Source organism: Acetobacter sp. DsW_063 (genome assembly GCF_002153745.1).
GTDB lineage: Bacteria > Pseudomonadota > Alphaproteobacteria > Acetobacterales > Acetobacteraceae > Acetobacter.
This window is the reverse complement of sequence record NZ_JOPL01000025.1, coordinates 59845-78212: the sequence shown is the minus strand read 5'-3', so window position 1 is coordinate 78212 and position 18368 is coordinate 59845. Positions and strand designations below refer to the sequence as shown.

Sequence of the window (18368 nt, the reverse complement as noted above, 5' to 3'; positions counted from 1 at the left end):
ACATGGATCTCTCCCTCGGCCACTTTCCGGTCGATATCGTTCTCTTCGCCCTGATCGCGGCGTTTCTCGCCCTTCGCTTGCGCAGCGTTCTGGGCAAGAAAGCAGGGCTTCAGGCTGCGCCGATGGCGCCGCCGATGGCGCGCGAACCCGTTGGCCCCATTATCGAAGGACGACCGGAGCAGAGCCCGACACCGAAATTCGACATCCCGGCGTCCGGCACGCGTGTCGGACAAATTCTAGCCGCCGTGGCGGAGAAAGATCGCGGCTTTACCGCGCAGCAGTTCCTGACCGGTGTGGAAGGCGCGTTTCGTCAAGTCGTTACAGCGTTCGCCGCCGGAGATCGCACCGTGCTGCGAGAGCGGTTGACGCCAGAAGCCTTCACTGCGTTTGACGCCGCGATCACTGCGCGCGAAGCGGCCGGACAAACCCAGCGTAGCGAGATTCGCAGCATCAACTCGATCGCGATCGAAGATGTCAGGATGGCGGACATCGCTGCCGGCACTGCGGTCTCGATCGACGCACGCGTGGTGTCGGACCAGATCAGCCTGACCGTCGATTCTAACGGGCAACCTGTGCATGGCACGGAATCTGTGACCGAATTCTCCGATCTCTGGACATTCGAGCGCCTCCTCAACGCTGGCTCCAGCTGGCGCCTGTCTGCCGCGCGGAGCGCCTGACGCTGCACAGGCTCGCCCGGAGCGCTAAAATCGTATGCCTGTGAAGCCTTCGAAACCGACCTCCGGACGGTCGGAAGCGGGTGAGCACGCCACAAAAGCGTCGCCTCTATCGCCTGAAGCGCCTTCTTCCGCCGCCCCGGCGACGAAGCCTGCCCGCCTTCGCCGTTTTCATGTCGCCGGGCAGGAAATCGTGCTTGGCGACTGCCTCCAAGCGCTTCAACGCATGAAGGCGGGCGAAATCGACGTTGTGGTCACTTCGCCGCCCTATAATATCGGCCTAGGCTACGCGAATTACCGCGATCGGCGTCAGGAGGACGAGTATCTCGACTGGATGGTTGAGGTCGCGACCGAGATTCGCCGTGTGCTGCGGACCGACGGCTCGTTTTTCCTCAACATCGCAGGCACATCCTCAGAACCTTGGCTGCCGTTCGAACTCGCCGTGCGTCTGCGCTCCCTGTTCGCGTTGCAGAACCATATCTCGTGGGTGAAATCGATCGCAATTCCGGGCGATTCCGTAGGGCATTTCAAGCCGGTCAACAGCGCCCGCTATGTCAATCGGAATCACGAACACCTGTTCCACCTCACGCTGAAGGGCGACGTTCCGCTAGATCGATTGGCCGCGGGCGTACCTTTCAAAGATAAGAGCAATATCGCCCGCCGTGGCCACGCGCAGGACCGCCGCTGTCGCGGCGACACCTGGTTCATACCGTATGAAACCGTTCAGGACCGGCTACAGAAATTCAATCACCCCGGCACATTTCCTGTGCAGTTGCCGGAACTCTGCATCCGCCTGCATGGCAAACCGAAAGCCCGCGTCCTTGACCCGTTTATGGGAACCGGAACGACCCTGCTGGCCGCCGCGCGGATGGGCGCACGCGGGATCGGTCTGGAAATTGACCCGTCCTACGTCGCGGTGGCGCGCCAGCGGTTAAGCGAGGAGCCTGCAAGCGACGATGAATGATCGACATTGCCGATTGTTTTCATCAAAATTATTATTTTGACAGATTAGCGCCTAACCCTCACATCAATGCACAAAATGCATAGCATCGACATGGGGGCGCAGGTGAAACGCATTGTTCTGGGAATCGCAGGGGCTGGCCTGCTCGCTTACGGCGCTACGGTTGCTTATCTGACGCATTATGATCGTGCTGGCGCACCACAGCTTCCCACGGAATCCCCCACGCAGCACAACCCGGTCACTCTGGCCGCATTCAACGCTTTGGATGAAGCGCGTTGCGACTATTGCCATACGCAGGGCGCCGCCCTCCCCTTTTATGCAAGCCTGCCGGGCGCTCACCAACTGATGCAGCACGACCTGCATGAAGGCCTGCGTCATTTCCGAATGGAGCCGGTGATCAAGGCGTTTCGTAAAGGCGAAGCGCCGAGCGAAGAGCAGCTGTCGCGTATCGAAGAGGTCATTCAACAGAACCGGATGCCTCCGGCGCAGTATCTGCTGATGCACTGGCATGCGCATCTGTCCGGCGATCAGCGTAACGCCATTCTGGACTGGGTGAAGGCCGAGCGACGCGCGCATTACCAGACGGCTGGGGTCTCGCCCGCTTTCGCGGCCGAACCTGTACAGCCCATCCCCGAGAGCCTGCCAGTCGATAAGGACAAGGTCGCTCTCGGAGAAAAACTGTTTTTCGACAAACGGCTTTCCGGCGACGGCACATTGAACTGCGCCAGTTGCCATGGACTGGACAAGGGCGGCGTCGACAATCTGGTGACGGCAACCGGCATCAAAGGCCAGAAGGGCCCCATCAACGCGCCGACCGTCTACAATTCAGCCTACAACATCGTCCAGTTCTGGAATGGGCGCGCAAAGACTCTGGCCGATCAGGCGGCGGGGCCAGTCATGAACCCGAAGGAGATGGGGTCGCACGATTGGTCAGAGGTCGCGGGGAAGCTGTCGTCCGATCCATATTATACAGACGCATTCGCCCGGCTTTATCCTGACCAGCCGGTTGGCAAGGACGTGATTACCGACGCGATCGCGGAGTATGAAAAAACGCTGATCACGCCGGATAGTCGCTTCGACCTGTATCTGAAAGGGGACACCTCCGCGCTGAACGCTCAGGAAAAGCACGGTTACGAACTCTTCAAGAGTGTTGGCTGTTCAGGCTGCCATAACGGTCCAGCCATGGGCGGCGGCGCAATGGAAGTCATGGGTCTGGAAGGCGATTACTTTCATGAGCGCGGCGGCGCGCTGACCGACGCCGACGGCGGACGCATCGCGGTTACACAGGACGAACTCGATCGCGAGCGTTTCCTTGTGCCGACGTTGCGTAACGTCGCACTGACAGGCCCATGGTTCCACGACGGAAGCGCCAAGACACTGGAGCAGGCCGTGCGCAAAATGGCGCTCTACCAGACCCCGCGTCATGATCTGTCGGACAATGACATCGATGATATCACCGCATTTCTGAAAACGCTCACCGGACGTTACAACGGCAAGCCCCTGGATGCGACGTCCGGCGCCGCACAGTAAAACCTTGCTGGATCGGCCGACGGCTTTCGCCGTCGCGCCACCCGGATTTCTGAGATGCTGCGTTCCGGCGTCCTCGCAATCGACCGGCCGCGGTAGCTTCACGAAGTTTTCGTCGGTCCAGCAATGGTCGGTCAACGGATGTATCAGTGCGGGCGCCGAATCCGCGCAGAGCGGGTTATTTGTCCCATAGTAAAAGCGGAATCATGGAAAAAGGGGCTGAGTTGACTTGCCCGGCCCTTCACACCTGACGAAGGCTCTCGGGACCGCTTCCTCGATGTCCATGTCAGTGGCGTCTATCGGCGCATAAAAGATACGGATATCGGGAGGTTGCTGTGCCCCCCCAGCAGCGACGTGACCAAATTGCGACGCGTCGCGTTCGTCATGCGCTCTCACACCTTTTGGCAAACAATTGGACTCGCCAAAACGCTTCTCTGGCGGAAGACAGACCCATCCGAAGAACGCATCCGGGAGGCGACGTCGTCCTGAGGGCAGCGGAGTCTGCGCACATGTTCAGGAAAAGTTGCGGAGTCCAGAGCATCTTTTTCGGCACAGAATACCGGCTCTTCTTAGGAAAATTCTAAGCAAACCCTATCAATTCAATTGTTTCGATCTCGTTGGAATTTCACTAGCAAGGATTACGCGCCTCTGGCAGAGGCTTCATATGTCCGTTCAGGAGAAACCTCCGGCATGTCGGCAGGAAATGCAGTGGAAACCGTCGATACCCTCATTATCGGCGGAGGGCAGGCGGGTATCGCGATGAGCGAACATCTCGGCAAGCGAAACATTCCATATCTTGTTGTCGAACGCGGAAAGATCGCCCAGCGCTGGCGCGCGGAGCGCTGGGATTCTCTCGTCGCAAACGGCCCGGCGTGGCATGACCGCTTCCCTGGCCGCAAGTTCGAGCAACTCGATCCCGACAGCTTCGCATCGAAATCCGATATCGTCTCGTATTTTGAGGGTTATGTAGACCAGATCGGCGCCCCCGTTCGTTGCGGCGTTGAAGTCACGGCGCTGCGCAGCGCCCCGGAAGGCGAAGGCTTCGAAGCGGAGACGGCTGGCGGGACGATCCGGTGCCGAAACGTGGTCGTGGCTACCGGCCCGTTTCAGAAACCGACCTTTCCTGCAATTCTGCCGCCGGACAGCGGCGTCGACCAGATTCATTCCAACGCCTACCGCAACCCGAGCGCTTTGCGCGACGGCGGCGTGCTCGTAGTCGGCGCCGGATCGTCCGGCGCGCAGATCGCCGAGGAACTGCGTCGCGCAGGACGCGACGTATGGCTTTCTGTCGGGCCCCATGACCGGCCACCCCGTCGCTACCGTGGGCGTGATTTCGTTTGGTGGCTCGGCGTTCTGGGGATGTGGGACATGAAAGTTCCCGGCCCCGGCACTGAACACGTAACGATTGCGGTCAGCGGCGCACGCGGCGGGCATACGGTCGATTTTCGTGACATCGCTGCGACGGGCATCACCCTTGTTGGCCGCACCGAAGCCTACGAGAACGGCGTATTGCGTTTTGCCGCCGATCTCGAACGCAACGTGGTTGCCGGTGACGCCAATTATCTTGCGATGCTCGACGCAGCGGACGTTTACGTCCGCGAACATGGCCTCGATCTGCCCGAAGAACCCGAAGCACGCGAACTTGGCGCGTTGCCGGACTGCGTGACAAATCCCTTGACGGCACTGGATCTGGCGAAGGCCGGGATCGGCACAATTATCTGGGCGACCGGCTACCGGTTGGATTTCGGATGGATAGATCTGGACGTTTTTGACGAACACGGCCAACCGCACCATGATTGCGGCGTTTCAGAGACGCCCGGCCTCTACTTCCTCGGCCTCGCGTGGCTATCGCGGCGCGCATCGCCCTTCATCTGGGGAGTATGGCACGACGCGGATTATCTCGCCGGCCACATCGCCGAGCGCGAGACGTCCCCCCTTGCGTGACATTACCTTACGCTGCTGACGTCTGCTCTGGCGTCAGCAGCGTAAGGCGTCGCCCGCCACAAATACCCTGCTTGTAGCGGCCTGATCTCAAATCGACTCAAACGATGGCACTGCTGTCTCCGGATCGATCGCGGTCAGGAACCGCGACACCAGATCGTCGCCCAGAGCGGGGGCGCCACACATCATTGCGATCGACAGCCCCAGCAAAGACGAAGCGGACGTGTGGCGCGCGGGCTGCTCGGTCGCGGCGATTTCCGGCGGTGGGGCACGGAGGTCCATGACCAACGTCGGGCAACAGAACAACGCGCAGCGCAATGTCTCCCGCCACTCTGCTGGCAGAGCGCCACGGGCGCGCAGATCCGCCAACAACGGACGCCACAACAGACGCGCCTTGCCTTGCAGAAAAGCACGCCGCAACGGCGTAAGCGACCAGTTGGTCGTCACATGCGCGACGCCTCCCTCCAACCGGAGCACAGGAGACGGGGCAAGGTCGGCCGGATGGTAAAGCCATTCGGCATGAGCAAAGATATTGTGAAATGTCGCTTTCACCTCGGCGAGCAGTGCCGGAATATTACGCCCAGCGAACGCCGGATCGAAAAAGGTGAGTGAGGCAGGCGCATCGTCTTTCGCAGCCGTGAACCAGACATTGGCGTTATGTGCGTCGCCATGCGCGATCACGCCGCCATACCGCGCGAGGGATGCAGGCGATAGCAGGGCGAGACTGCGCTCGAGTATGCCGCCAAGCGTGCCTTCATAGCGCGTGCCGTCGATCACCCAGTCGAGCGCCTTCACCTGCGCCCCTGTCAGCGTCGCGCCCGATAACGCGAAGAGTCGCTCGTCAGCGAAGAATGCAGCCGCACGGCCGCCCAGCGAAACATGGCCACCCGCATCTGCCGGAGCGGCGAGCCGGTGGTAGAATAGCTGATGGATCGGCTCGGCGGCGCTCTCTGCCCCATCGATCGGATGCCAGGTATCGCGATATATTCTGGCGCTGAGACGATCGAGTGCATCCTGCGCACAGGTCAGAGACTCACGATCGCCGCCCGCGAGCGGACTCGCCTGCTCCACAGCGCGTGCCGCGTCCGCCAGACGCGGCGTGGCACGCCGGTCATAGAGCAGAATCTGACGCCCTATCCGCCGGCATACATAGGCCGGCATACCCACGGGGTATCCCGCGTCCTGCAGGATCTCGCCACGATAGAATTCCTCGAGAACCGACTCCTCGCCTTCCTCATGATGAAACTTGAAGAAGAATACGGCGCCGTCGTCGCGCGTCACGAATCCATTTACTGAATTGAGGCTATAGCCATCTGTACCGAAAGAAATATCGTAAGACTCAAAGCCAAACTCTTCCCTGATCAGTTGCGCAAGCGCCAGGCTGGCCTCATCAAGTCGACCTTCACGCCTTGCGCGTAAGATTCCGGCAGCTCCCACTTCGTGCGGCGCGGCGACGCTCATCGCGGCGCAACCTTTGGCATTGGACGGGTGGAAGAGACCGCGCGTGCATGACCGTCAAAACCTTCGAACCGCGCGAAGCGTTCCGCATGCCGTGCGGCTTCGGGGTACGCCTCGTCAGACACGCGGGCGAACGACATCCGTTTCATGAAATCATGAACAGATAACGGCGAATGTGTCCGCGCAGCGCGGTTGGTCGGCAAAACCGCGTTCGGACCAAGCACATAATTACCCAGCGTCACCGGCGTCGCATGCCCGAGAAGAACCTCTCCCGCGTTTCGGATGCGGCCCAGATCGGCCATCGGATCCGTGGTCAGGATTTCAAGATGCTCAGGCGCGTAGGCATTGGTGAACGCGACTGCCGCGTCGAAATCTTTGGTCAGAATAATGCCGCCATACTCGCCGCCAAGAACCGCACGAGAGAAACCTGCCCGTTTCGCTTCCATTGCCGCCCAATGAGTTTCCAGCGCCGTGCGTACGCCTTCCGCCACGCGGCGACTGCTGGTGACGAGCCACGCGGAAGAATCAGGTCCATGCTCGGATTCAATGATCAGATCCAGGGCGGCAAGAACCGGATCGACGCTGTCGTCAGTGAGAATAATCGCCTCGCTCGGCCCCGCAGGCACTCCGGGATCGAGAACATCGCCCAGCAGACGTTTCGCCGCCACCACGTATGGGCTGCCCGGACCGACGATTTTCGCACAGGCAGGCACTGTTTCCGTACCAAAAGCGACCGCTGCGACCGCCTGTGCTCCGCCACACTTATAGACGTCCTTGACCCCGATCAGTCGCGCCGCCACCAACGTCCCTGCGTCCACGCGCCCGTCATGCGCTGGAGGCGTCACAACGATCAGACGCGGCACGCCTGCAACCGTGCCGGGGATGGCCGTCATGTTCAGGACGCTCGGGAACGATCCTTTGCCACGCGGCACGTAACACGCCACAGAATCGATGGGGAGGCACCGGTCTCCCGCCCAGATTCCGGGTTGAACCTCTATCATCCAGCTATCTTCGGGTTTTTGCGCCTCATGAAAGCGCCGGATGTTCCCTATGGCGTATTTGATGGCGTCCATTACGTCGGGTTCGATCACGGCGAACGCTTCGTCGAACTCCTCTTCTGTCGCGCGGATCGTCATCTCCGACGCCGTGACTCCGTCCAGCTCACGAGCGAAGTGCTGCAGGGCAGCATCGCCCTCTTGTTTCACCCGCTCAATGATCGGCTTCACACGGTCGAGAAAGACAGAAAGATCGCTTTCTTTACGTTTGAGAAGTTCGGACGGAAACCCCTTGGTCGCGCTGAGATCGTGGAAAATCACAGAGAAATCAGACATCGAGATGGTTCCTGCGTTGAGCGGCGCACGAGAGCGTGCCGCGTGAAAATCGGAAGACGAAAGCGAAAGGCCACCGCGCGCCATGGCGCCAACACGAGCCTCGCCCGGCTGCAGGACGTCCTGCGAACCTGCCCTTTCCGTTCGTTGCAGTAAGACCCATTCAAAACAGAGCGTCGCACACTCGATTCCGGCAGCAACGAAGAAAATGAGTCCTGAACCGCAGTCATGCGGATCGGTGGATGGGCTTCAGGTGTCAGGGCATGGACGCACACATCCTTTCGCTTCAGGCGATTATCCGTTACTTGCGGCCTGTCATCGGCTGAACGATAGATGTCACGGTTTCGGAATGAAAGACTCCTGATCGACGAAGCCATCTAGTTTTTTTCATGGAAAGGCTTCGAAAAAAATTATTCAAAATAGCATTTCATAATCGAAATATAACCATATGACCCTAAAACGAAAAAAGAATACAATGGTTATTATTCATTGTCGAACGATGTTCAATTCAAGAAGAATACATCGATACACAACAAAACACTGCTTGTACGTTATTGAATAATTTTACATTCAACCGATAAATTTCTAATCGGCGACGGTAAAAAAATTCCAGTTATTTCAATAAAAAATGGTATTTCTCATATTGGAATCCCCCTGTATGGAACTGCCAAAGATGCTCTCGCTTACAACACCAGACTGCGTTCATTGTATCGACGCCCCCCCATACAGCAGGGGACAAGCCGTTTTAGAGCGAGGCGCCGTGTGCGACCAACAAATCACGCTGAAGTCGAAGATGTCAGGAGCCAGGCTATCATAACCTCACCCACGATCACAAAGCTTGAGCAGAGCAGCGTGCCCATGCTCGTATACTGAGACGAGAGCGGAAGCCAGCCATCAAGGGTAAACAATGAATCGCGACGAGTCTTTGCTGTGGCAACGGTTTTCTCTGAAAGACCGTTGCGTCCTGATCACGGGCGCCAGCCGCGGAATTGGCCGGGCGCTCGCGCTGGGCTTCGCCCAGGCGGAATGCCACGTCATCATCGCAGCTCGCAAAATCGATTCACTTGCCGAAACCGCCTTTGAAATTTCAGCATTGGGGGGTTCGGTCGAACAGATCGCGCTCGATCAGACGAACGTAGCGGGCATTCGGTCAGCGTTCGCAGCCATCGGCCACATCGACGTACTGATCAACAACGCAGGCGTTGAAGACGTTTGCCCCTCTCTCGATATCGAAGAAGAACTCTGGGACAAAATTATCGACACCAACCTGAAAGGAGCATTTTTCGTCGCGCAGGCCGCCGCCACTCGCATGGCCGGGCGCAAACGCGGCGCGATCATCAATCTGGCCTCCCTGACCTCTTATGTCGGCGTGCCCACGGCGACGCCCTACGGGTCGTCCAAATCAGGAATACTGGGAATGACCCGCGCTCTGGCCGCCGAATGGGCGCCTCTCGGCATTCGGGTCAACGCGATCGCTCCCGGTTATTTTCACACAGACATGACGAAAGAGTTTTACGAAAATTCGACGTGGGTCGAATCGATGCAGGCAAAGATTCCCCTCGGACGTTTTGGCGCGGTCGACGACCTTGTCGGGGCGGCGGTTTTCCTGTCCTCCGACGCGGCGTCCTATATCACCGGGCAGTGCCTGCCTGTCGATGGTGGATATCTGGCGTCGATCTAGGAGGCTTTTAAAATTATTGGCCACGCGCCCGGAGATAGCTGATGGAACCGGCGCGCGAAGTGAGAGCTAGATACGTTTTCGGCCGAAATCAGAAAGCAACCAGTTTTGGGGGGATATTGGTGAGCCGGGAGGGACTCGAACCCTCGACCATTCGATTACGTACCACTTCGGCTTTCGCCGCCCGTAAAGGTTCGTGGTCTGGACTTTATCTTCGCCATGGACCGAGGTCTTTAGGCGGGCCCTGTCAAGTCTCTACACCTTCAAGTCGTAACCGACTTGCTTGGCTCGGTATCGGCACGGCGTGAGCCAGAGCGTTCACCGAATTTAAGGCCTGTTCCACGACCGGTTTCCCGACCGCGCTCCCATTGAAAGTCGAATGCTCTACCGACTGAGCTACCGGCTCTCACCAACGGGGCGGCTTGTACATGCTAGACGGGGTCAGGGCAACCCTTGATCGACGAGAAGTCGCCTGATCAGTGAATCAGATGCGAGCGGCCCCGCGTCGTGGCGAGCGTCTGCTCGGCCGCAAACGCAGGCCACTCGCCACGCACCAGAGCCTCTAGCGAAGGCGTTGGCAGGCTCATACGCTCAGCGTAAATCCAGAGATACGACAGCGCCCGCGACACGTAGACCCGGGTCTCCGGATTGGGCAGGCGCTCCATGTAAAGGAGAGGATCGGCAGCAGCGCCGCTCGCCGCCTCCCAGCGCCCAATCGCGCCAGGACCTGCGTTGTAACTGGCCAGCAGGCGAATCAGGTCCCCGCCGTCCGGTGAAGCCGCAGCGCTTGAAGCCGTCAGATGGGCAAGGTAGCGAACATAGGTCTGCCCGATCTCAAGGTTCAGCCCCGGATCGTGCAACGCTTCCGGGGCCGCAGTGAAGCGCGCGGCGTCGCCTGTGACAAACCCGGCCGTCACCGGCTGCAACTGCATCAGCCCATGCGCTCCGGCACCGGATACCGCGCCAGGCTTGAAATTCGATTCCAGACGGGTCAGCGCGTAGACGAGCGCGGGATCGACCGTGAACCCATGCCGAGGATGCAGCGACGGCAAGGGCAGATTGGGCGCCTCCTGATCGGCGGCCTGCGTCAGGCTCTGGATGGAGTCCTCCATCTCGAGCGCGAGGTCGTTCAGCCCAGCCGCCTCGGCCACCAGCTGCATGGAGCGCGCCAGAGCCGTATCGTGCTGCACATTCGTCCAGTAGCGACGGAAGGCATTCTCCGCGCGTTCCTGCTCGCCCACCTGCAACAACGCAAAGACGCGCTTGCCGATCGGGGTAGCGGCGACGGCCTCCACGTCGATTTCGGTCAACACAGGCCGCACCGGAACGTCGTCCACGGGGGTTTCCAGCGTGGCGTTCGTCACGCCACCGCCGGACGAATGACGCGGCGCGCGATCGAGCATTCGGCGCGCAAGCAGGCCGTACAGGCTGTTCGGCGCCGTCAGGGCGCGTTGCAGCCATGGACGGAATGCGCTGTCTTCGCCGAGTTCGCGATGCGTGCGGGCCGCCCAGAACGCGGCGGCCGATTTCAGCTCCGGCGTCGCAAGCGGCGTCCGCGAGGCGGTTTCGAAGAAGGGTGCGGCGTCAGCCTTACGGTCAAGCGCCCAGGCCGCAAGACCGGCGACATAGGCCGGGAAGCCTACTTTTCCGTCGCCGCGGACGAATGCGTCGGTCGCCGTCTCCAGCGCCTCGGCGCCATGCCCCTGGCTCAGAAGGACCTGCGCGACCTCACCGCCCAGCTGGGCGGCATATGGTGCAGTCATTCCGGGTGTTATCGAGATCAGGTGAATAGCGCTGCGGGCGCCCTTGACGCCCTGCGTCGCACGCTCCGCCACAGTCCGGTCCAGCAGCGGATTGCGGCTGAAGGCCCGGTCGAAAGGATCGTCACGATTCACGCCGCCGACGCCGCCCAGCATCACTGATGACGGTTGAGACGGCAGGGCGCCGTGATCCGGCATAGAGGACAGGCGCGCAAAGACTGCCGGAGCGTCCGCCATGTCGACATTGGCGTGGAGCCACTGCCTCAGTTCCAGAGCCGTGGGGTGATACGCGGGATTGAGATAGCGCTCGGCCAGTATGTCGCCGAGCAGTGTCGAGTCGGTCAGCCGGGTCGTGGCCGCGAGCGCATCGGGAAATGCGCCCTGCCGCTGGAGCCGAAATATCGACCGGACCAATGTCGCAATGTCGGAAGAAAGCGGCCGTGGGAGCGCTACGGCATCGTCGCCGCCGTGCGCCGCGAAACGGGGGATCGCCATGGCATACTGTTCGCCGGAACGTGCGAGCCGCGCCCCGCTTTCGGCGTCAGCCGCACCATCGCCGCCGCCCGAGCCGGGGGCGGAAGCCCTCGCTGTGGCTGACGCTCCGGTCAACAAGGCTGCGCCCGCGAGCAGAACGCGCACGGCTACATTTTGGGAGAACTGTCCGATGACTCGCATAGTCCGGCGGGGTTTATAAGTTCCCGATCACAAAGGCAAGCTTTCGCTGATCCACTCACCAATACGGCTCACGTATCCACGTCTAAAGCATTGAATTCAGGATATTACTTCGATCACAACGAGCAATGATAAAAATCGTATTCCTGACATATTTAAACAAATATTTGGCGACGGCGCCTTTATTTCACCGCAGTTCATCAAGAGTAACAGACAACAACAGTAAATCGTTCCATATCTCTCGACGAGCGGAAGAACCGACGCGCAACTGGAGCGGGTGTCGGATCGGTAACGCAGGGCGTTCTGGTCCCCATTCCTCGCCCCATCCGCTCATTCTCCACCGCCCCCGCAACCTGCCTGGGTTCGCGTCCTCACCCAGAATCATCCGGGTCGCGAGCCCACCGCACAACAGCAGACGTTCGGGTTGGTAGAGGCCGATCGCTCGCAGCAGCAGTGGACGGCATGCCAGGCTCTCTGCACGCGAAGGCGGACGGCCACCCGGCGGGCGCCATGGAATCGACGGAACCAACGCCATCTCTTCCCGACATAGGCCGATGCTCGACAGCATCCGGTCGAACAGGGCGCCGGACGCTCCCGAAAACGGCGCCCCGCTGCGATCCTCGTCCGCATCGGGCGCATCGCCGATCACCATCAGGCGCGCGCCGACCGGCCCGCGGGGCAACACGGTGTGGGTTGCGGTCGTCCGCAACGTGCATCCGTCGAAGCTCTCTATCGCGGCCGCCAGCGCCTCGACTGTTGAGAGTCCGAGCAACGTGGCTACATCCGGGAGGGCGGGTTCGGCGCCAGTCGCCGCCACACTGCGCGCCGATGGCCCGGCAGAGGCGACCGTCGCCTGCGCCCCGATAGCAGGGTGACGCCCTGCCTGCCCGGCGCCACCCGACACAGCCGAAGCCCTCGCCTCAGCAGCCTCCGCTGGGGGTTTGACGGTGTTACGCGCCGAGTCCGCGAAACGATCATGCGGTGCATCGTCGAGGATTGCATCGACCCCCCACTCGATCTGCATGCGCATCAGCGCTGCGATGTCTCCACGCGACGGAGCTTGGGCAATTTCGCGTTCCATCAAACGCTCCACATGGTTCGATCAGGCGTTTCAGTCAAAGCTGATGAACGGTCGCACTGAGCCGCCATGCTGCCGTTCCGACGCCCCATAGCCACCTCCTGCCGCGGTCGCATCATGATTTGGCGCAACCCCTTCGTCGGGTTACACGTATTGACGAAATCCCGCCACGCGGGCCGCAGCCTGGAGATTCCCGCCATCGCCAGATCCCCTTGCTCAGATGCTGTCCGCCCGGCCCATTTCGCCCTTCCTTACGACCCGGCTGCTTCGAACGCCTTCGATCCCGCCTTCATATTACAGTGCGAGAGCGGCGTGGCGGACCGCGCCTGCCAATCCGGGCGCCCCGAAAAGACGGTGACGACGTGCGACCACAGAGCCATGAAGAGAATCTTCCGACTGCCCTGACGTCCCGAACACAATGCCTTAAGACCATAAGGCGCAATACCACGCGACGCCTCTTCTCCCGGTGCCCTGACGCTTCAGTCTTTAATACAAGAGTACAAGAACGCCATGCCCTCTCGTCCGGCCCCGCTCCTCGCTCTCCTGACGCCGATCCTGTGGGGCGGACTCGGCGCGAATATTTCAGCATACGCGGCGGACGTCCATCGCCCTCCGGCCCACACTGCGCCAGCTGCGCCTCCGTCCGGAGCCACCACTCTCTCCCCTGTCGACTCGTCCGACTACCTCGTCGCCCTGCAAGCGGCGCGACAGGACGATCACGCGGAAGCCGCACGGCGCTTCGCCGCAGCGCTCGCCGTCGATCCGCGCGATGCAGCCTTGACGCGTCAGGCGTTTATCCAGAGCGCTCTCGCGGGAACGGCTGACGCGCCGGCCCTAGCGCGCGCGATGTCCGGACACCCCGAGGAGCGGACGATCGTCACCGCCTTCGTGCTGGGGAACAGCGCAATCCTTAAGCTGGACTGGCGCGCCGCAGCCGAAACCTTCGCGACGATGCCGAAAGACGCACTTACACGGCTACTCGAACCGTTTCTCCATGCGTGGAGCCTCGCCGGAGCAGGCAAGACAGACGCAGCGATCCAATTGCTGACAGGGCCGGAGCGCGCCGCCTCGCCGATGACCCCGTTCTATGTCATCCATGCGGGCCTCATTGCCTCCGTCGCTGGCGACAAAGCCCACGCGACACAACTGTTCCGACAGGCGACGACGCAAACGACAGGCGACGATCTCCTGCTGGCCCGCGCGCGCGCCAACCTGCTCTGGCAGGACGGGCACGGGCTGGAAGGACGCGCGCTTCTGCGTCGCCTGACGGACTCTCCCACGCCGCTCGCCCTCGCCAGCGCAGATCTTCAGGAAGCCATCACAGCTCCGCCCGTGACGACCATCCCCGAGGGCGCCGCCTACGCCTACGTGATGGGGGCTTACGTGTTGCGCCAGCAGGCCGCCCATGTCGGTCAGGCCGACGCGGAAAAACAGATCGACGCAGCGGCAGGCATGATGTTGGGCATGGCGTTGTCGCTCGATCCTCACCTTTCCGTCGCACGCCTGATGCTGTCCGAAGTGGAGGAGAACAGCGATCACAAGGATATCGCATTGCAGGTCCTGCGCGGCGTGGAGGCGACCGATCCGCTGATCCGGGTGGCGCGTTACCGCACGGCGCTGTTGCAGGACGCGCTTGGCGATCCCGTCGACGCCCGCCGCGAACTTGAGGATCTGGAGAAAGGCCAGCCCGGGCAAATCCTGATCTGTCGCGCACTGGCTATGCTTCTGTTCGAACAGAAAGACTGGGCCGGATCGGCGGCCGCCTATGACCGCGCCATCGCCTCGGCAAAGGCCGCGCATCTCGCAGACTGGACGTTGCTGTTCGGACGGGCCGCCGCCTATGAGCGCGCCGGGAACTGGGCTCGCGCCGAAGCAGACCTCCAAGAGGCGCGCAAGCTGATGCCGGACGAGCCGCTGATACTGAATTTCCTGGGCTACGGGTGGGTGCAGCGCGGTCTTCACAAGGACGAAGCGATCTCGATGCTGCAACGCGCAGCGTCGCTCGACCCCGATGACGCGGCGATCCGGGACAGCCTCGGCTGGGCGCTTCTCGAAAACCACCAGACGCAGGAGGGGGCGGCGCTGCTGGAACATGCGGCTGAGCAAACGCCGCTCGACCCGGAGGTGAACTACCATCTTGGCGTCGCTTACTGGCGTCTGGGCCGCAAGGCGGAAGCGATCGATCAGTGGAACGTGGCTCTGGGCCTGAAGCCCGAACCCGATGACCTGCAACGGATCCGCAAGGCGCTCAGCGACGCGGGCGCGCCTGCTTCGCCTGTCGCGTCTTCGACAGCGACCAACGGCGGCTAACCATCGTCCGCTTTTGAATGAAAGCGTCATTCGGGCTAGAGTAGGCCTCGATCCGGCGCAGCCCGGTGACCGACGCACGGGGCGGACGCCCTCCCTCGCCGCGCGCCCCGTCCCGGGCGCCAGAACGGACTTAAGTTCTTGATCCTGACCGAAACCGCGCACGCGAAAATCAACCTCTACCTGCACGTGACCGGCCGCAGGGACGACGGCTATCACCTGCTGGACAGCCTTGCCGTGTTCGCCGGAGCAGCCGACACGCTGTCGCTCTCACCCGACGCCGGCGCGCTCTCCTTGTCTGTTGGTGGTCCGTTCGGCGCTGGGCTTTCGACAGGCGCAACCGACGACAACCTCGTCATGCGCGCTGCACGCCTGCTGGCTGAGGAAGCCGGACGCGCGCCGACAGGCGCTTTGACTCTGGAAAAAGCGTTGCCCGTGGCGTCGGGAATCGGCGGCGGCTCGGCCGACGCGGCGGCGGCGCTGCGACTGCTTCAGCGGGCTTGGGACGTTGCCGTGCCTGAAGAGCGCCTGTTCGAACTGGCGGAAAAACTTGGCGCAGACGTGCCGGTCTGCCTCGCGCAGCGCTCCGCGCGAATGGGCGGCGTTGGCGAGCGCCTTGATCCCGCGCCCGCGCTCCCTGATTGCGGCATGATTCTGGTGAATTGCGGGCTCGGCGTCTCGACGCCCGCAGTATTTCGCGCGCGCGATGGCGGTTTCTCCGACGCCCCGGCATTGCCCGCCGCATGGGCGAATGCGGCAGAAATGGCGACTGATCTGTCGCGCCTGCATAACGATCTGGAAACGGCCGCCTGCGCGCTATGCCCGACAATCCGCGAGGTGCTCGCCGCGATTGACGCACTCCCCGGCTGCCTGCTGTCGCGTATGAGCGGTTCAGGCGCGACATGCTTTGGGATCTTCGACACGCCGGAGGCGGCGCGGCGTGCGGCTGCGCAATTGAGCGCTCTTACTCCGGCGCGATCGTGGTGGGTCTGGGCGGGCGGCCTTGCCGGACGCCAGAAAACTTCCGAAAGCCGGCCGGCAGCCTGAAAATCGGACGCAACCTATGGCGCAGGCGCACGTCTTCGTGAAAGAGTGCCGCGTTTAGCGCGCAACAGGGGTGAGCAGTATGGAACCACAAGTTCACATCGCCGTATCGGATGACCGCACCCACGCAACCGTCGCCTTCACGGCGGACGAGGCTTCGTTCTCACTCAATCTGTCCCGCGCGCAACTGGCCAGCCTCATCACGGCGCTGGGCGCGGTGAACCAGACGCTGGGCGGCGATGTGACTCCCAGCATCGAGGGCGCAAAGTTTACGCCAGTGCGGCGCACAAGCTGGGCGGTGCAGCCGGATGTCGAATCCGGCGGTTCGATTCTGGCTTTCCAACATCCGGCTTACGGGCCACTGGGCTTCACGCTGCTCCCAAAAGACACGGAGCGACTGGCGCATGGCCTGCAATTGCACAAACAGCTTCACCTCGACGTCAGGGCCGCCGCCAAACGCGCTAACTGAACGGACGACGCCCGCACGGACCGACGCCTGGTGACTGTCCAGAATGCAAATTTCTCTACACACCTCCAGCCGCTCTGGCGCGTTCACGTATAGTCCTGCGCCGCCCGGAAACCTGCGGTCAGGATGGAGCCAGTATAGATGATTATCGTCCATCACCTTGAGAACTCACGCTCGCAGCGCATCCTGTGGCTTCTGGAGGAGCTGGACGTTTCATACGAATTGAGGGTCTACAAACGGCAGGGGTCTCTGTTGGCGCCGCCGGAACTGAGGAAGATTCATCCACTCGGCAAGGCGCCCGTGATTCAGGACGGTGACAGAACCGTCGCTGAGAGCGGCGCCATCATCGACTATCTCGTGACGACATATGGCGGTGGACGTCTGGTCCCCCCGGAAGGGACAGCCGAAAAGCTCAGCTACACATACTGGATGTATTACGCAGAAGGCTCCGCGATGACGCCGTTGCTTCTGAAGCTGGTCTTCTCGATGCTTCCTGGACGCTCTTCTTTTCTTGTAAAACCGCTGGTCAGGATGATCGCGGACAAGACGAGCCGAAGCTTCATTGATCCGCAAATTCGACTTCATATGGGTTTCTGGGAAGACTCGCTGTCCCGTAGCCCATGGTTCGCGGGAGAGCAGTTCAGCGCCGCCGACATACAGATGAGCTTCCCTCTGGAAGCCGCAACGTCGCGCGCGGCGGCGGGGCCAAAGACGCCGTTCGTGGCGGCGTTTCTCGACCGTATCCACAGCCGACCGGCCTATCGTCGGGCGCTGGAGCGCGGTGGCGCTTACGCCTACGCGGAATAGGCGAGACACGTTGCCCGCGTTAGGTTGAATCGGGCGCTTTCCATGTCTTGCTGGAGACATCCGCCGAATTCGCAGGTAGCCTGCTTTTACCTCGTTATTATGACCGGGGTTGCAGCATCGGGTCCTGAAATTGGTCAGAACCGTCGTTTGGAAAGGAAAAATGACGAGGAGACGGCCCATAACAATATAGATATTAATAAAATGACAATAAATACAATATTTATTATTGAATTAATCGTATTTTCTGATGAATCCTATCATTAACGAACCGGATAATGTTAATAATGATCAGAAATATTGAATTATTTGTTTTTATTTCAGTTGTTATTATAAACATATTTATTGCTTTTTTTCTAAAAAAATTCCGTTTTTATGAAAAATACAACGTCAAATTTAGAATAATAATTTCAATTTCTATATTTATATTTTTTTACATATTGTTGATTTTATTTGTATATTTCATGAAACATTCACATTTTGACATTTTTTAATCTGATATAAATAAGTATTAACGGTGTGACTTTAAAAATTCTATCTCAAGCCTCGTTAACAAGAACTATCAAACGATCATCCCGACACCTCTGGCGAGGCAAAGAGGATTTTTAGAATCTTTCACGTCGATCATGAAAAAAGAACTATACAAACATCGCAGGTGATTCAGGTTTTA

Annotated in this window: 14 protein-coding genes; 9 read left to right on the top strand and 5 right to left on the bottom strand. The window is 60.5% G+C overall.

The genetic code is table 11. From position 1 onward, the window contains the following. Positions 1–2: 2 nt before the first annotated feature. The 4 genes from HK28_RS05505 to HK28_RS05490 all read left to right on the top strand — a co-directional run bounded on the left by HK28_RS05505 (position 3) and on the right by HK28_RS05490 (position 5106). Entirely contained in the window at positions 3–677 is a 675-nt protein-coding gene (locus HK28_RS05505; protein WP_086643658.1) for a Tim44/TimA family putative adaptor protein, read from the top strand. A 34-nt stretch (positions 678–711) separates the two neighbouring features. Next, positions 712–1638, top strand: a complete 927-nt coding sequence (locus tag HK28_RS05500) for a site-specific DNA-methyltransferase (RefSeq protein WP_233140371.1) — start codon at positions 712–714, stop codon at positions 1636–1638. A 102-nt stretch (positions 1639–1740) separates the two neighbouring features. Next, complete coding sequence (locus HK28_RS05495) at positions 1741–3165, top strand: cytochrome-c peroxidase (RefSeq protein ID WP_086643656.1); 1425 nt, start codon at positions 1741–1743, stop codon at positions 3163–3165. A gap of 687 nt (positions 3166–3852) precedes the next feature. Then, entirely contained in the window at positions 3853–5106 is a 1254-nt protein-coding gene (locus HK28_RS05490; RefSeq protein ID WP_086643606.1) for an NAD(P)/FAD-dependent oxidoreductase, read from the top strand. A gap of 87 nt (positions 5107–5193) precedes the next feature. Here HK28_RS05490 and HK28_RS05485 read toward each other — a convergent pair whose 3' ends face one another. Both HK28_RS05485 and hisD read right to left on the bottom strand, forming a co-directional pair. Beyond that, on the bottom strand, positions 5194–6564 hold the full coding sequence (locus HK28_RS05485) for a hypothetical protein (RefSeq protein WP_198945801.1): 1371 nt from the start codon (positions 6562–6564) through the stop codon (positions 5194–5196). Next, on the bottom strand, positions 6561–7892 hold the full coding sequence (hisD, locus tag HK28_RS05480) for a histidinol dehydrogenase (RefSeq protein WP_086643654.1): 1332 nt from the start codon (positions 7890–7892) through the stop codon (positions 6561–6563). The genes HK28_RS05485 and hisD overlap by 4 nt, the downstream gene beginning before the upstream one ends. 904 nt (positions 7893–8796) lie before the next feature. Between hisD and HK28_RS05475 the strand changes: the two genes are divergently transcribed. Then, complete coding sequence (locus HK28_RS05475) at positions 8797–9570, top strand: SDR family NAD(P)-dependent oxidoreductase (protein ID WP_086643605.1); 774 nt, start codon at positions 8797–8799, stop codon at positions 9568–9570. Positions 9571–10043: 473 nt separating this feature from the next. Here the strand turns inward: HK28_RS05475 and HK28_RS05470 are convergent, their stop codons facing one another. From HK28_RS05470 to HK28_RS14415, 3 genes are all read right to left on the bottom strand, one after another. Next, the gene (locus tag HK28_RS05470; RefSeq protein WP_086643604.1) at positions 10044–12002 is read right to left on the bottom strand and encodes a transglycosylase SLT domain-containing protein; all 1959 of its coding nucleotides are present in this window, start codon (positions 12000–12002) and stop codon (positions 10044–10046) included. 184 nt (positions 12003–12186) lie between these two features. Further along, complete coding sequence (locus HK28_RS05465) at positions 12187–13080, bottom strand: uracil-DNA glycosylase (protein ID WP_086643603.1); 894 nt, start codon at positions 13078–13080, stop codon at positions 12187–12189. Positions 13081–13328: 248 nt separating this feature from the next. After that, positions 13329–13457, bottom strand: a complete 129-nt coding sequence (locus tag HK28_RS14415; RefSeq protein WP_255376457.1) for a hypothetical protein — start codon at positions 13455–13457, stop codon at positions 13329–13331. Between the two features lie 130 nt (positions 13458–13587). On the opposite strand from HK28_RS14415, the gene HK28_RS05460 reads away from it, so the two are divergent. The 4 genes from HK28_RS05460 to HK28_RS05445 all read left to right on the top strand — a co-directional run bounded on the left by HK28_RS05460 (position 13588) and on the right by HK28_RS05445 (position 17701). Then, the gene (locus tag HK28_RS05460) at positions 13588–15387 is read left to right on the top strand and encodes a tetratricopeptide repeat protein (protein ID WP_086643602.1); all 1800 of its coding nucleotides are present in this window, start codon (positions 13588–13590) and stop codon (positions 15385–15387) included. A gap of 138 nt (positions 15388–15525) precedes the next feature. Further along, the gene (locus HK28_RS05455) at positions 15526–16431 is read left to right on the top strand and encodes a 4-(cytidine 5'-diphospho)-2-C-methyl-D-erythritol kinase (RefSeq protein ID WP_086643601.1); all 906 of its coding nucleotides are present in this window, start codon (positions 15526–15528) and stop codon (positions 16429–16431) included. Positions 16432–16510: 79 nt separating this feature from the next. Continuing rightward, positions 16511–16897 (top strand): hypothetical protein, encoded by a 387-nt coding sequence (locus tag HK28_RS05450; RefSeq protein WP_086643600.1) that lies wholly within the window; start codon positions 16511–16513, stop codon positions 16895–16897. A gap of 138 nt (positions 16898–17035) precedes the next feature. Continuing rightward, positions 17036–17701 (top strand): glutathione S-transferase, encoded by a 666-nt coding sequence (locus HK28_RS05445; RefSeq protein WP_086643599.1) that lies wholly within the window; start codon positions 17036–17038, stop codon positions 17699–17701. Positions 17702–18368 lie beyond the last annotated feature (667 nt).

Bases quoted from the DNA above. Each gene is read 5' to 3' on its own strand.
- HK28_RS05460 (WP_086643602.1), top strand. From the start codon at position 13,588: ATGCCCTCTCGTCCGGCCCCGCTCCTCGCTCTCCTGACGCCGATCCTG.
- HK28_RS05450 (WP_086643600.1), top strand. From the start codon at position 16,511: ATGGAACCACAAGTTCACATCGCCGTATCGGATGACCGCACCCACGCA.
- HK28_RS05485 (WP_198945801.1), bottom strand. From the start codon at position 6,564: ATGAGCGTCGCCGCGCCGCACGAAGTGGGAGCTGCCGGAATCTTACGC.
- HK28_RS05500 (WP_233140371.1), top strand. From the start codon at position 712: ATGCCTGTGAAGCCTTCGAAACCGACCTCCGGACGGTCGGAAGCGGGT.
- HK28_RS05475 (WP_086643605.1), top strand. From the start codon at position 8,797: ATGAATCGCGACGAGTCTTTGCTGTGGCAACGGTTTTCTCTGAAAGAC.
- HK28_RS05470 (WP_086643604.1), bottom strand. From the start codon at position 12,002: ATGCGAGTCATCGGACAGTTCTCCCAAAATGTAGCCGTGCGCGTTCTG.
- hisD (WP_086643654.1), bottom strand. From the start codon at position 7,892: ATGTCTGATTTCTCTGTGATTTTCCACGATCTCAGCGCGACCAAGGGG.
- HK28_RS05505 (WP_086643658.1), top strand. From the start codon at position 3: ATGGATCTCTCCCTCGGCCACTTTCCGGTCGATATCGTTCTCTTCGCC.
- HK28_RS14415 (WP_255376457.1), bottom strand. From the start codon at position 13,457: ATGGCTCTGTGGTCGCACGTCGTCACCGTCTTTTCGGGGCGCCCGGAT.
- HK28_RS05465 (WP_086643603.1), bottom strand. From the start codon at position 13,080: ATGGAACGCGAAATTGCCCAAGCTCCGTCGCGTGGAGACATCGCAGCG.
- HK28_RS05445 (WP_086643599.1), top strand. From the start codon at position 17,036: ATGATTATCGTCCATCACCTTGAGAACTCACGCTCGCAGCGCATCCTG.
- HK28_RS05490 (WP_086643606.1), top strand. From the start codon at position 3,853: ATGTCGGCAGGAAATGCAGTGGAAACCGTCGATACCCTCATTATCGGC.